The sequence below is a fragment of the Salinispora pacifica CNR114 genome (genome assembly GCF_000514775.1).
In the GTDB taxonomy this organism is placed as follows: domain Bacteria; phylum Actinomycetota; class Actinomycetes; order Mycobacteriales; family Micromonosporaceae; genus Micromonospora; species Micromonospora pacifica.
In genome coordinates this window covers 1-12453 of the sequence record NZ_AZWO01000016.1, presented here as the reverse complement: position 1 = coordinate 12453, position 12453 = coordinate 1, and the positions used below count along the sequence as shown (strand labels likewise).

At 68.7% G+C, this 12453-nt stretch carries 11 protein-coding genes and 2 pseudogenes; 6 read left to right on the top strand and 7 right to left on the bottom strand.

Annotation, left to right across the window (positions count from 1 at the left end; translation table 11 throughout):
• Nucleotides 1–5 precede the first annotated feature (5 nt).
• The 3 genes from B118_RS0111470 to B118_RS0111455 form a co-directional block, all read right to left on the bottom strand.
• The gene (locus B118_RS0111470; RefSeq protein ID WP_018223485.1) at nucleotides 6–947 is read right to left on the bottom strand and encodes a carbohydrate ABC transporter permease; all 942 of its coding nucleotides are present in this window, start codon (nucleotides 945–947) and stop codon (nucleotides 6–8) included.
• Nucleotides 948–970: 23 nt separating this feature from the next.
• The gene (ngcE, locus tag B118_RS0111465) at nucleotides 971–2374 is read right to left on the bottom strand and encodes an N-acetylglucosamine/diacetylchitobiose ABC transporter substrate-binding protein (protein WP_018223484.1); all 1404 of its coding nucleotides are present in this window, start codon (nucleotides 2372–2374) and stop codon (nucleotides 971–973) included.
• Nucleotides 2375–2479: 105 nt separating this feature from the next.
• Complete coding sequence (locus B118_RS0111455; protein WP_018223482.1) at nucleotides 2480–3442, bottom strand: MurR/RpiR family transcriptional regulator; 963 nt, start codon at nucleotides 3440–3442, stop codon at nucleotides 2480–2482.
• A 559-nt stretch (nucleotides 3443–4001) separates the two neighbouring features.
• Between B118_RS0111455 and B118_RS0111450 the strand changes: the two genes are divergently transcribed.
• Together B118_RS0111450 and B118_RS0111445 are read left to right on the top strand one after the other, a co-directional pair.
• Nucleotides 4002–4580: a hypothetical protein gene (locus B118_RS0111450; protein ID WP_028192786.1), complete on the top strand. Its 579-nt coding sequence runs from the start codon at nucleotides 4002–4004 to the stop codon at nucleotides 4578–4580.
• Nucleotides 4581–4733: 153 nt separating this feature from the next.
• Complete coding sequence (locus B118_RS0111445; RefSeq protein ID WP_028192785.1) at nucleotides 4734–6149, top strand: acyltransferase family protein; 1416 nt, start codon at nucleotides 4734–4736, stop codon at nucleotides 6147–6149.
• Here B118_RS0111445 and B118_RS0111440 read toward each other — a convergent pair.
• Together B118_RS0111440 and B118_RS0111435 are read right to left on the bottom strand one after the other, a co-directional pair.
• Nucleotides 6121–7611, bottom strand: a complete 1491-nt coding sequence (locus B118_RS0111440) for a CoA-acylating methylmalonate-semialdehyde dehydrogenase (RefSeq protein WP_028192784.1) — start codon at nucleotides 7609–7611, stop codon at nucleotides 6121–6123. The genes B118_RS0111445 and B118_RS0111440 overlap by 29 nt on opposite strands.
• Nucleotides 7608–8918 (bottom strand): aspartate aminotransferase family protein, encoded by a 1311-nt coding sequence (locus tag B118_RS0111435; protein WP_018811142.1) that lies wholly within the window; start codon nucleotides 8916–8918, stop codon nucleotides 7608–7610. The genes B118_RS0111440 and B118_RS0111435 overlap by 4 nt, the downstream gene beginning before the upstream one ends.
• Nucleotides 8919–9469: 551 nt before the next feature.
• Between B118_RS0111435 and B118_RS0111430 the strand changes: the two genes are divergently transcribed.
• The 4 genes and pseudogenes from B118_RS0111430 to B118_RS33445 all read left to right on the top strand — a co-directional run bounded on the left by B118_RS0111430 (nucleotide 9470) and on the right by B118_RS33445 (nucleotide 11287).
• Nucleotides 9470–10567 carry a tetratricopeptide repeat protein gene (locus tag B118_RS0111430; RefSeq protein ID WP_028192783.1) on the top strand — a complete coding sequence of 366 codons (1098 nt, stop codon included), beginning with the start codon at nucleotides 9470–9472 and terminating at the stop codon, nucleotides 10565–10567.
• A gap of 186 nt (nucleotides 10568–10753) precedes the next feature.
• A complete protein-coding gene (locus tag B118_RS0111425; RefSeq protein WP_028192782.1) occupies nucleotides 10754–10933 on the top strand; it encodes a hypothetical protein in 180 nt (59 codons plus the stop codon).
• Nucleotides 10933–11162 (top strand): annotated as a pseudogene (locus tag B118_RS32800) (hypothetical protein). Before B118_RS0111425 ends, B118_RS32800 begins: the two are co-directional and overlap by 1 nt.
• Nucleotides 11159–11287 (top strand): hypothetical protein, encoded by a 129-nt coding sequence (locus B118_RS33445; protein ID WP_272945081.1) that lies wholly within the window; start codon nucleotides 11159–11161, stop codon nucleotides 11285–11287. Before B118_RS32800 ends, B118_RS33445 begins: the two are co-directional and overlap by 4 nt.
• 102 nt (nucleotides 11288–11389) lie before the next feature.
• Here the strand turns inward: B118_RS33445 and B118_RS31685 are convergent.
• Both B118_RS31685 and B118_RS32795 read right to left on the bottom strand, forming a co-directional pair.
• Nucleotides 11390–12097, bottom strand: a pseudogene (locus B118_RS31685) (IS630 family transposase); the annotation flags it as partial.
• 15 nt (nucleotides 12098–12112) lie between these two features.
• Entirely contained in the window at nucleotides 12113–12355 is a 243-nt protein-coding gene (locus tag B118_RS32795; protein ID WP_238323903.1) for a helix-turn-helix domain-containing protein, read from the bottom strand.
• Nucleotides 12356–12453 lie beyond the last annotated feature (98 nt).

The window sequence follows — 12453 nt, the reverse complement described above, 5'->3', positions numbered from 1 at the left end:
GCTCCTCAGTACTCAATCCGCTCGCGGCGGGTGATTTTCAGCTGCGCCGCGGCCAGGAGAATCGCGAAGATCGCCAGCGCCACACCCATCGCGCAGGCGTAACCGAACTGGCCCTTCTGGAAGGCGGTGAAGTTGAGCACCGACGCGAAGATCTCGCTGGCGTGGTTCGGGCCACCCTGGCTGGGCGTCATCACGAAGACCAGGGCATACATGTCCAGGGCGATGAAGCCCAGATAGATCCAGGCGACCGAGACGGTGTCCCGCAGCAGCGGCAGCGTGACCCGGAAGAAGGTGTGAAACCGACCGGCACCGTCGAGAATGGCGGCCTCGAAGACGTCCTTCGGAATGGACTGCATCGCCGCGGAGAAGAGCACCATGTAGAACCCGGCGCCGCTCCAGACCGCGATCAGCAGCAGCCACCAGAGCACCGCGGGGACGCCGAGGAAGGGTTCCGGGTCATTGGTGAACGCGATCGGGTTGTCCCGATCGACCAGCCCGACCTTCATCAACACGCCGTTGATCAGGCCCTGCCCGTCGGCCCGGTAGATCTGCTGCCACATGACGGCGACGACGACCAGCGACAGCACCTGCGGGAAGAAAAAGATAATCTTGTAAACACCGGAGCCGAGGACACCCCGGATGCCGGCCCTGTCCTCGCGTCCGCCCACGTTGAGCAGGAACGCGAGAAACAGAGCCAGCGCGATCGTGAACAGCGGCACGGTGACCAGGAAGAAGACGTTGTGCCAGAAGGCCTTCCTGATCAGCTCGTCGGAGAGGAGCCGGACGTAGTTCTCCAGCCCGACGAACTGCTGCCGATCGGAGTAGCCACCCCAGTCGGTCAATGAGTAACCAGCCGCCTGGGCGAATGGCCAGACCACGTAGAAGAGGTAGAGCGCGACCGGCAGGGCCAGGAAGCCGATGACGAAACGCGCGACACCATGCCGCATGGGACTCACTCTTTCCGTTCGGCTCAGGCGGAGCGGGTCTGCTTCTTGATCGACGAGTCGCCGGCGACCTTGTCGGCGGCGCCCTGCATGCCGTCAACGAACTGCTGGGCGGTCAGCCGGCCAGCCATCAGCTCCGCGGAGAGGTTCTGGCTCTCCTTGTCCAGGTCGGCGTAGAAGTTCCAGAACTTGACCGAGACGAGATCCTGCGGAGCGTTGCTCATCAGCTCGTTGGCGCTGGCCAACGCCGAGTCCTGGACGTTGTCCCCGGAGCCCCTGGTGGAGGCGAGGGATTTGGTCAGCTCGGCGAACTTCGCCGAGCCCTCCTTGGAGAGCACCGCCCGCAGGAACTCCTTGGCGGCGGCCTTGTTCGGTGCCTTCGAGGGCACGACGATGCCCTCGCCCGCACCGGCGTAGACGTCGTTCGGCGCCTTGTCGCCCGCCCCCAGGCTCCAGTAATCCGACAGCCTCATCTCGAAGCCCGGGGGAATGGTCTCCGCCATCTCGTTCTTCAGCCAGGTGCCGAGCTGGATGAAGGCGGCCTTGCCGTCGAGCCACGCCTGCTGCGACTGGGTGTGGTCGAGCTGGCCGGGGAGCAGCAGCTTGTCCTTGACCAGCTTCTCCCACACCTCCAGGGCCGGCAGCACCCCGTCGGCCTTCCAGGCGTTCTCCTTCAGGTTGTCGATGTCGATCACCGCCTGCTTGCCGGCGGACTTCCAGATCGTCGCCATCAGCGCCCAGCGCGGGTAGTAGCCGTGCACCGCGTCGTAGACGTACGGGGCCATGCCCTTCGCCTTGATCTTCGGCGCGAGAGCGAAGAAGTCGTCGAAAGTCTTCGGCGGCTGCCAACCCTCCTTCTCGAAGAGGGCGGCGTTGTACCAGTTGCCCCAAACCGTGTAGGCGACGTTCACCACGTAGAACTTGCCCTGGTAGGTGCCGTCGTTGACGGTCCCCGGCAGCAGGGTGTCCGCCACCGTGCCCTCGCTGTCCCACGCCGGAGCGGCGAGCAGATCCTCCAGCGGCTCGATCGCACCCTCGTTGACCAGAGTGCTGATGTCCATAATGTCGGCACCGGAGTTCATGACGACGTCGCTGGGCTGGGTCGCCATCTTCGGCTGCTCTTCGGTCTTGATCTTCTGGGTCGAGGACATGTTGACCGTGACGTTCGGGTGCTTGGCCTTGAAGACGGCCTCGTCCTCCTTGGCCCACTGGTCGCCCAGCCCGCCGTTGAAGATGACCACCTTGACGGAGCTGCCGTCCTGGACGCCGAACGGGTTGTCCTTGCTCTTCTCGACGTCGGAGCTCTGCTCCTGGGCCGGCTCGCTGCCGGCGCAGGCGCTGAGCAGGCCGGCAGCGGGGATGGTCAGCAGACCCGCGGCTGCGGCGCGTCGCAGCAGGGTCCGACGGTTGAGATCGGGGGTAGCGGACATGCGATTCTCCTTAGCGGTAGAACGGGGGTACCACTGCGGACTGGTGAATCCGTCGTACGGCCTCGGCGGTCAGCGGGACCGCTTCGACGTACCGAGGTGCGCTGGTCATGAGCTGGCCTCCTTCGCCGCCTTGTGCCCCTCAACGGCCTGGGCGGTACGTCGCAGGGCCGCGTGGGCTCGGTCGTGGGTGCGCTGGGCGACGGCGATGTAGAGCAGGTCGAGTACGACCAGTTGGGGGTGCCGGGCGGACAGCGCGTCGGGGCGGAAGGTGGTGGCACCGCTGGCGGTGAGCAGCACGATCTCCGCCAGCTCGGCGAGCGGCGAGCGGGCGAAGCCGGTCACCGCGACGGTGGTCGCGCCCCGGCTGCCGGCCTCCGCCAGCATCTCGATGGTCTCCCGGGTCCGGCCGCCGTACGAGACGCCGAGGGCGACGTCCCCGGCTCCCAGCAGGGCCGCCGAAGCCAGCCCTTCGTGCACGTCGTTCCAGGCCCAGGCGGCGACTCCGATGCGGTGCAGCATGAACTGCATCTCCTCGCCGACCAGGGCACTACCGCTGGCGCCGAAGATGTTCACCCGGCCCGCCGCGGCGATCGCCGCGGCGGCCCGCTCCACCTCGGCGAGGTCGAGCAGGGCAGCGGTGTCGTGCATCGCCCGGGTGTCGGCGGCGATGATCTGTTCGAGCACCCGGCGCAGCGGATCACCGGGCTGGATCTCGCGGCCGATGTCGACGGCCCAACCGGCCAGGCGGGCCCGACCGCTCTCGGCGGCGATGCCGAGCCGAAGGTCCGCATAGCCCTCGAAGCCCATTGCCCGGCAAAAGCGAGTGATGGTGGCCGGGGAGGTGCCACTGCCCTCGGCCAGCTCGACGATGGTGGCGCGGGTGACGGCCTCCGGGTCGCTGAGCACGTGTTCGGCGACCCGGCGCAGGGCCCCGGTCAGGTCGCCCACCCCGGCCCGAACCCGGGCCAGCACGCCGTCGGCCGCATCAGCACGGACGCCGCGGCGGTCGAGCCCGTCGGCGTTGGCCACCACGGGCTCCGCGGTGGTGCCCACCTCGCGATCAACCATCCGGGACTCTTTCCGCAAAGAAAGTTTACTGTTGGTAAAATTTCTTACTGACCCCCACTTCATGTCAAGACCATGGATGAAGTTTTCAAAACGTTATCTTTGGCGCTGACCCGCCGGGTTCGGCCGGCACGCTCCCGGACCGCACCGACCGGGCGTGATCACATCCGGACAACTCGGCGGGGGGCGCGTGGTTTGAGCCTTCCCGGACCCTGCAGATGGTTACGCGTGACTCATGCCGGTTTGGGGTGTGGTCGGGGGCACGGTGGTGGCGGAATCCCGGCCGCCGTCAGGGCGTTACACCCTGCGTACGACCGAGCCGGCGTTCCGCCGATGGCGGATGCCAGCCGTGCGTGAGCCCCGGAATGTTGGCGGCCCGCCGGTCGTTACATCTGGACCCGGCGCCGTGCGTGTCCCCCCGGCCGCGGTAGCCGAGGATCCTCTCTCCCCTGTTCTGTTGAGCGCCGGACGGTGCTTGCACCCGCCCCTTTACCGCCTGAAGGCCCCCCTTTTCCTTCGGGCGTGCGTGTGGGTGTCGACCCCCGAATGGAGCAACCCCATGATGAACACGATTCTGCGTCGTAGCGTCCTTGGTATCGCTGGTCTGGCCCTGTCCACCGGTGTCGTCGCCGGCCCCCTGGCCACCCTCACCGACACCATCCCGGCCGCTGCTGCGGCCGTTCAGGTCGCGAAGCCGGACAGGGACACGCTGATCCCGCACGGCACCCAGGGCGAGCAGTCGCGCATCGACCTGGGCGACGAGCAGGTCGCCAACGTCAAGGCCATCATCGAGGCCACCAAGAAGGCCGGCATGGACGAGCGTGCCGCCGTAGTGGCGATCGGCACCAGCCTGCAGGAGTCGAAGCTGGAGAACCTGGGACACCTGGGCGCGCGTAACGACCACGACTCGCAGGGCCTGTTCCAGCAGCGCCCGTCNTCNGGCTGGGGCACGGTGGAGCAGATCACCGACCCCGCCTACTCCACCACCGCCTTCCTCAACGGCCTCAAGCAGGTCGAGGGCTGGCAGGACATGCCNNTGACCGANGCCGCCCAGAAGGTNCAGGTGTCGGCGTACCCGTTCCACTACGCCCAGTGGGAGACCCAGGCCGCCGACCTCGTNGCCGAGCACTGGACCAGCTGACCCCACCCGCACCACCCACAAACAAACCCCCGCAGACCTGACCCACACAAGGGGGAACGAAACTGTTGGCCGGCACCCGAACCGGGTGCCGGCCAACAGCCACATCTGAGCGAACACCGACGGTGAGCAGCACCTTCCCCTACGCTTACGCTCATGGGCCGCCTGCGCCGACTCGCCGAGGCGACACCGGCGAGCCGGAACCGTTACCTCGACCTGCTCCGGGCCCTCGCCATCATCATGGTCGTTCTCGGTCACTGGAGCGTCGTGGACATCGCGCACGACGCCTCCGGGCAACCCACCGCGCGCTCCGCGCTCCCCGATTTCCCCTGGGCCTACCCAGTGACCTGGGCGGTCCAGGTCATGCCGATCTTCTTCCTGGTCGGCGGGTACGCCAACGCCGCGTCCCTGGCCTCGCACCGCCGTCGCGGCGGGGACGCCACCGGCTGGCTGCTCGGCCGCAGTGCCCGCCTGCTCCGGCCCACCAGCGTGCTGATCCTCGTCCTCGCCGCCGCCGGCCTCGCCGCCCGGCTTGGCGGCGCCGACCCGTCGTTGGTCCGGACCGTGGTCTACTTCGCCACCATCCCGCTGTGGTTCCTCGCCGCGTACCTCCTCGTGGTGCCCCTGACCCCGGTGATGTACGCGCTGCACCGGCGGTACGGGCTACTCGTACCGGTGGCGCTGGCCGTCCTGGTCGCGGTGGGCGACCTGACGCGCGAACTCAATCTGCACGACGCCGCCCTGCCGAACTATCTCTTCGGCTGGCTGGCCATTCACCAGATCGGCTTCGCCTGGTACGACGCGGACAAGAAAGACGCTGACGCCACGGCACCGCGCGGCCGCTCGGCGGGGCTCCGGACCCGGCGGCTACCGCTGTCCCGGCGGGCCGGGTGGACGGCGCTACTCGGCGGGCTGGCGGTGGCGATTCTGCTGACCGGCCCCGGCCCGTACCCGGTCAGCATGATCAACATTCCGGGTGAGCGGCTGAACAACGCCGCCCCGCCCAGCCTCGCGCTACTGGCGGTGAGCACCGCACAGCTCGGGCTCCTCCTACTGCTGCGCCGGCCGGCGCAGCGCTGGCTACGCCGCGACCGCCCCTGGATGGCGGTGATCGCGGTGAACAGCGTCGTACTGACGGTCTTCCTGTGGCACCTGAGCGCGGCGATCCTGGCGATCGGCGCCCTGGACGCGGTGGGGTTGCTGCCGACCCCGGCCGCCGGCACGGCCACCTGGCTGGCCTGGCGAATTCCCTGGGTGCTGATCCTCGGGGTGTTCCTGGCTGTCCTGGTCGCCATCTTCGGTCCGATCGAGGCGCGCACCGGCCGCCCCCCAGCCGCCCGAGCGCCCGCCCCGCCATCGGACGACCGGGTGGAGCACCACTGGCGGACCACCGGCCGCAGCGTGCTCACCGTCGCCGCCTTCGTCGCCGTCGTCGCCGCGCTCGTGATCAACGCGACCGCCCCACGGGACGCCCCGCTGCTGCTCGGGCTGCCCGTCCCGGCGCTGGTGGCCTACCTGGCCGGGGCGGGCACCCTGCGGGTACTCAGGTCTGGGTGGGGAACCCCAGGTTGACCCCACCGTGTCGGGGGTCCAGCCAACGGCTGGTGACCACCTTGCCCCGGGTGAAGAAGCGCACCCCGTCCTCGCCGTGCGCGTGCAGGTCGCCGAAGAGCGACGCCTTCCAGCCGCCGAAGGAGTAGTACGCCATCGGCACCGGGATCGGTACGTTGATCCCGACCATGCCCACCTCCACCTCGTGCTGATAGCGCCGGGCTGCGCCCCCATCGTTGGTGAAGATGGCCGTCCCGTTGCCGTACGGGTTGGTGTTGACCAGGTGGACGGCCTCCTCGTACGCACCGACCCGGACCACCGACAGCACCGGCCCGAAAATCTCGTCGGTGTAGACCGACATCTCCGGGGTGACCCGGTCGAACAGGGTCGGGCCCAGCCAATAGCCGTTCGGGTCCCCGTCCGGGCGCACGTCCCGCCCGTCCACCACCGGCACCGCGCCCGCCGCCACGCCCGCCTCGACGTACGAGCGCACCCGCTCGGCGTGCGCGGCGGTGACCAGCGGGCCCATGTCGCAGCCGCGCCGGCCGTCGCCGGTGCGCAGCCCCGCCATCCGCTCGGCGATCTTCGCGACCAGCACGTCCGCGACCGGCTCCACCGCGACCACTGCCGAGATCGCCATACAGCGCTCCCCCGCTGACCCGAACCCCGCGTTGACGGCGGCGTCGGCGGCCAGGTCCAGATCCGCGTCCGGGAGCACCACCATGTGGTTCTTCGCCCCGCCGAGGGCCTGCACCCGCTTGCCCGCCAGCGACGCCCGCTGGTGCACATGGCGGGCGACCGGCGTGGAGCCGACGAACGACACCGCCCGCACCGCCGGGTGATCCAACAGGGCGTCCACGGCCTCCTTGTCCCCGTTGACCACGTTGAGCACCCCCGGCGGCAGGCCCGCCTCGGCGAACCACTCCGCCAGCAGCAGCGCCGCGCTCGGGTCCTTCTCGCTGGGCTTGAGCACCACCGCGTTGCCCGTCGCCACCGCGACCGGCACGAACCAGAGCGGCACCATCACCGGGAAGTTGAACGGGCTGATCACCGCCACCACCCCGAGGGGCTGGCGCAGGTTGTAGGAGTCCACCTCGGTCGAGACGTTCTCGCTGAACCCGCCGCGCATCGCCGCGGGGATGCCGCAGGCGTACTCGATCACCTCCAGCCCGCGCTGCACCTCACCGGCGGCGTCGGCGAGCACCTTGCCGTGCTCCGCCGTGATCACCTCGGCGAGCCGGTCGCGCCGGGCGTGGACCAGCTCCCGGAAGGCGAAGAGCACCGCCGTGCGCCGCGACAGGGAGGCGTCTCGCCAGCTCCGCGCGGCCCGGTCGGCAGCCTCGACCGCTGCCGCCACCTCCGCGGCGGAGGCCAGCTCGACCTCCGCGGTACGTACGCCGGTGGCCGGGTCGAAGACGTCGCCGCGGCGCACCGCCGTGCCGGAGAGCAGCTTGCCGTCCACGAAGTGCGCGATGAGACTCATGCCGCCATCTCCGCCGCGGTCCCGCCGGACCGGATCGCGTCCACCAGCGTTGCCAGCCCCTCCCGGGCCTCCTCCTCGGTCAGGGTCAACGGTGGGCCCATCCGTACCACGTTCCCGTACAGGCCACCCTTGCCGACGAGCAGGCCACCGGCCCGACACGCCTCGAACACCTGGGTCGCTCGCCCTGGATCTGGGTCCGCGGTGCCCGGAAGGACGAACTCGACGCCGAGCATCAGCCCCTTGCCGCGTACCTCGGCGACCCCGGGCAGCCCACCGACCGCGGCGCGCAGTCCCTCGTTGAGGATCGTGCCGACCCGGTCCGCGTTGGCCTGCAGATCGTTGTCGAGCAGGTAGTCGAGGACGGCGTTGCCGGCGGCGGTGGCGATCGGGTTGCCGCCGAAGGTGGAGAAGCTGATCGCCGGCACCGACTCGACCACCTCGGCCCGCCCGACCACACCGGCGAGCGCGAACCCGTTGCCGATCCCCTTGGCGAAGGTGATCATGTCTGGGGTCACGCCGTGGGCCTGGTAGCCCCAGAAGTGCGTGCCGGTCCGCCCCCAGCCGGTCTGCACCTCGTCCGAGATGAGCAGGATGCCGTGCTCGTCGAGCACCTTGCGCCAGCCGGCGAGCAGCCCGTCCGGGCCGTGCACGAATCCGCCGACGCCCTGAATCGGCTCAGCGATCAGGCAGGCGACATCACCCGAGGTCTGGGTGGCCAACACCTCCCGCAGGTCCTCCACCGCCGCGTCGATCCGATCCGCCTCGGGCAGCCGGGCCAGCAGGCCCCGCAGCCGCTCCCCCGAGTGCAGCCAGGCCACCTGCAACGGGTTCAGCGGGCTCGCCGACCAACCCCGGTTGCCGGTGACCCCGATGGTCGCGTACGACCGGCCGTGATAACTGTTTCGCACGGCGAGGATCTGGTGCGAACGCCGATAGTTGGTAGCCATCAGCAACGCGGCCTCGTTGGCCTCGGTGCCGGAGTTGGTGAAGAAGACCCGGGCGTCCGGGATCCCGGACAGCCGGGCCACCTTCTCGGCCAACTCCACCTGCTGTCGGATCAGGTAGAGCGTCGAGGTGTGCACGAGTCCGGTGCGCAGCTGGCGCTCCACCGCCGCGCGGATCTCCGGAATGTCGTAACCGATGCTGTTGGTCAGCACGCCACCGAAGAAGTCCAGGTAGGTGCGGCCCTGCGCATCGGTGACCCGGCGCCCCTGGCCGGCGACGAGTTCGAGCGGTTCGTCGTAGTAGAGCGGCATCCAGGACGGGAGGACCGCCCGATGCCGGGCCAGCAGATCGTCGGTGGTCATAGTGACACCTCTCAACGAAGTGGGTGATGATCGCACGCTCTCACCACCGCGCACGGTGGACAAGTGGCACCGTGTAGCGTCGCCGCGCCGTCCACCTGACACCACGTCAACAGAGACACCCCGATGGATTGGTCAACCAGCACCGAAGGGCGTGGCCTAGGCGATGTCCAGTACGGCGGCCAGTTCAGTGATCCAGGCACCGCGTGTGGGGTGCCCGGGACAGATTTCCTCGCCAGGAAGCAGGGGTGCTCGGTGTAGCCGACCGGCGGTTGCCGCGTCCCCGTACGGGCTGAGGACTCCGTCCACGAGGACGGGACTTAGCGCCCCGAGGCGACCACGCGAACAGGTGACAGCCTGGCGTGGAGGCGGGGAGTACCGTCGATGTTGGCGGCCCGCCGGGGTTGAGGCCGGCGGCCTGCGCCCAGACCTCAACCTGGGAGGCCAACATGGAACCGAAGCACGACCCAATGCCGCCCGGTGCGCGGATAAAGCTCTATCGCAAGCGGCGCGGGCTCACCCAGGAGGTGTGCGCCTAGCTCAAGGGTGTCAGCGTGGGCGCGTGGCGGAAGTGGGAATCCGGAGAGCGCTCGGTCAACAGCCTGGCTGACTGGATCGAGATTGCTCGGATTCTCAATGTTCGTGACCTCTACAAACTCACCGGCCATCCGCTCGGGGTAATGCCCGACGACCCGGCCGAACACGAATCGGTGCCGCCGCTGCGGGCGGCCATGACCGCCTACGCGCCCGATGCCAACCAACTGTCAAACCTCGCTGAACTACAGTCGGCAGTCCGGCTGGCGTGGACGACGTGGCACCAGTCGCGGCAGCGCTACACCTACACCAGCCCGGTCCTGCCGGGACTGGTACACGCATCCCGGGCCGCGGTCGCCCGCCTCGACGGCAACGAACGAAGGCAAGCCCAGCGAGTCGCGGCCGACCTGTACCTACTCGTCCGCGCGTTTGCGAAGAGGGTCGGCGCTCAGGACCTTGCGATCATCGCCGCTGACCGGGCGCTGACAGCCGCATACGAGGCCGATGATCCCGCCTATCGGGCGTCCGCTGCGTGGAACATGGGGCAGGTGCTCTCCAATCGAGGGCATACCGAGGATGCGGTGGACATGTGCCGGCAGGCCATCGCCGACCAGCAGCGCAGCGCCGACGACCCAGCTCGCCTCGCTGCCCTAGGCGGGCTACACCTACTGCTGTCGATCCAGTACGCCCGGCTGCGAGACGAACGGCGGACACTTGACGTGCTTGACCGGGCCGACGCGCTCGCAGCCCGCACCGGGGAGACAGAGCACCACTTCATCTTTTTCGGTCTGACCAATGCGGCCATTCACCGTGCCGCAGCAACGCTGGAGCTGTCCCGACCAGGGGAGGCCGCGCGAATCGCGGAACGGGTCGACGTTGGTCGGTCCCCGTCAATCGAGCGTCGACACTCCCACTTCACGCACCTCGCACGGGCGTACGCCAGCAAACGCGATGACTACGCCGCGATCCACATGCTGCAGCGCGCGCACCGGGAGTCCCCCGAGGAGTCCTCGCTGAATCTGCTGATGCGGGGGACGGTTCGGGAGCTACTGACCAGGGAAACTGCTACTAATCGGGATGAATTGCGCAGCCTCGCAGAGCTGGTAGGTGTGGTCTGAAGTACCCCGCTACGGGGTGGTCCCCCATTCCGTGAGAGCCGAAGCGTAATAGCACGCTTACCTTCTGTGGTGGCACGGCTGGTTCGGCCCCCCTCCGAATCAGCCGTGCATGACAGATCCGATAGGGGCGGTTGCAGCCGAAAGGGCGGACGCCTCACCCACCATCGAGGGTGCGGGAGCACGCGCATGATCCGGCTATTCCGTCGACTCCGCCGCCGTTCCGCACGGTTGGACGCGGTCGGTCCCGCTACCCGGTACGCGGCGCGGGCGGGTGCATACTCCTCGCTGCACAACCAGCCGACGGTCATCTTCGACAGCCGACCGTTGTTGACCCCGCTGGCCCGGCAGCGGGCCTGCGGTCGGTGATGGCCACCCACGCCGTCCGGGCCCGGCCGGCCTGTCGACTGTCCAGCTACGCAACCGGATGATCCTGTCCGCCCGGCGAATCATCACCGAACACTGGCCGCGCGTCGACCGGTGCCCGATCTGCCGATCCGCATGGCCGTGCCCGCCCACCGAAACCGCCTACGACTACCTCGCCACGGTCGGGCAGGGCAACTGGGCGCCCCCGCCACGCGCCGGGAGCAGACGGTGACATCGGCCGACGCCACCATCCGCCGCTGGCGCCGGGACCTGGCAGAGCATCACCATGACAGTTATGAGGACACCATCGATCATGGCCACTCCGAGCAGCGCAAAGGAAAGGCCGCAACGCCCTGACCTGCGCCTTCACACCGCGACGCCGACTATATCGACGCTGAGCTGCGGAACGCAGGGATGAGGCCGGCCGGGGAATGGGGGCACGAACTGCGAAACATCGCTTCAGAGGCGGGTTCCGGAAGTCGCACCGAAGTAGCGTACGGCGGCGAACTCGGCTTCGATCCAGTTCAGCCAGGACGCGTACGTTGGTAGGAACACCAGTTCGACGTGGTTGGCGGTGCACCAGGTGCGGACCTCGGGGTGTTTGTGTGGGGAGAAGTTGTCGCAGATCAGGTGCAGCTTCTGGTCGGGCCAGCGGGCGCGCAGGGTCTTCAGGAAGGACAGGAACTCGCGCCAGCGTTTGCGGTCGCGGATGCGGTAGTGCAGCCTGCCGGTGGCCAGGTCGAGGGCGGCGATCATGTGTCGTACGCCGTGGTCGCGGGTGTAGGTAGCGCGTAGTCGCACGGGGTTTGCCTGGGGTCGCCAGGCCCGGCCGGGGCGGGGTTGCAGGTTCAGCGGTCCGAACTCGTCTACGCACAGCACACGGCCGCCCGGCGGCGGGTGGTCGTAGAGGTGAAGGATCCGGCGCATCTTGGTGGTGAAGTCGGGGTCGGTGCTGGCTTTCCAGGTCTTGGTGGCCTGCCATGACACGCCACGTTCGTGCAGGACACGGCGCACGGTCTCGACGCTGATCGTGGTGATGTAGCCGGTGGTGATGAGGTAGTCGCGCAGTTTGGCCAGGGACCAGCCCGAGAATGGCTGGCCGAGGAAACGGGGGTCGCACCGGGCGATGACGCAGATCCAATCGCGGGTCTGCTCATCGATCCGTCTCGGTGCACCCCCGCTCTATTTTGGGCTCAGTGCGTCGAACCCCCGCTCGTTGAACGCGTGGATCACTTCGCGGACGTAGTCCTCGCTGGCCCGGAGCAGGTGAGCGATGTCCGGCGCCGGCTGGCCCTGCGCCGACATCAGCACCACGATCGCCCGCCGCAGCTTCACCGGATCCTTCGCCGTCCGGCTGATCTGCTGCAACCGCTGGCCCTCGGCCATCGACACCTGCCGGACGAACACTTCCGGTCTTCTACCCACCGGCCACCACCTCCCACACGAGCACTGGGAGACAGCTTGCCTGATCCGTCCTCAGAACCGACGCGTTACCCAATCAACGTTCAAAGACGAGGCACTAG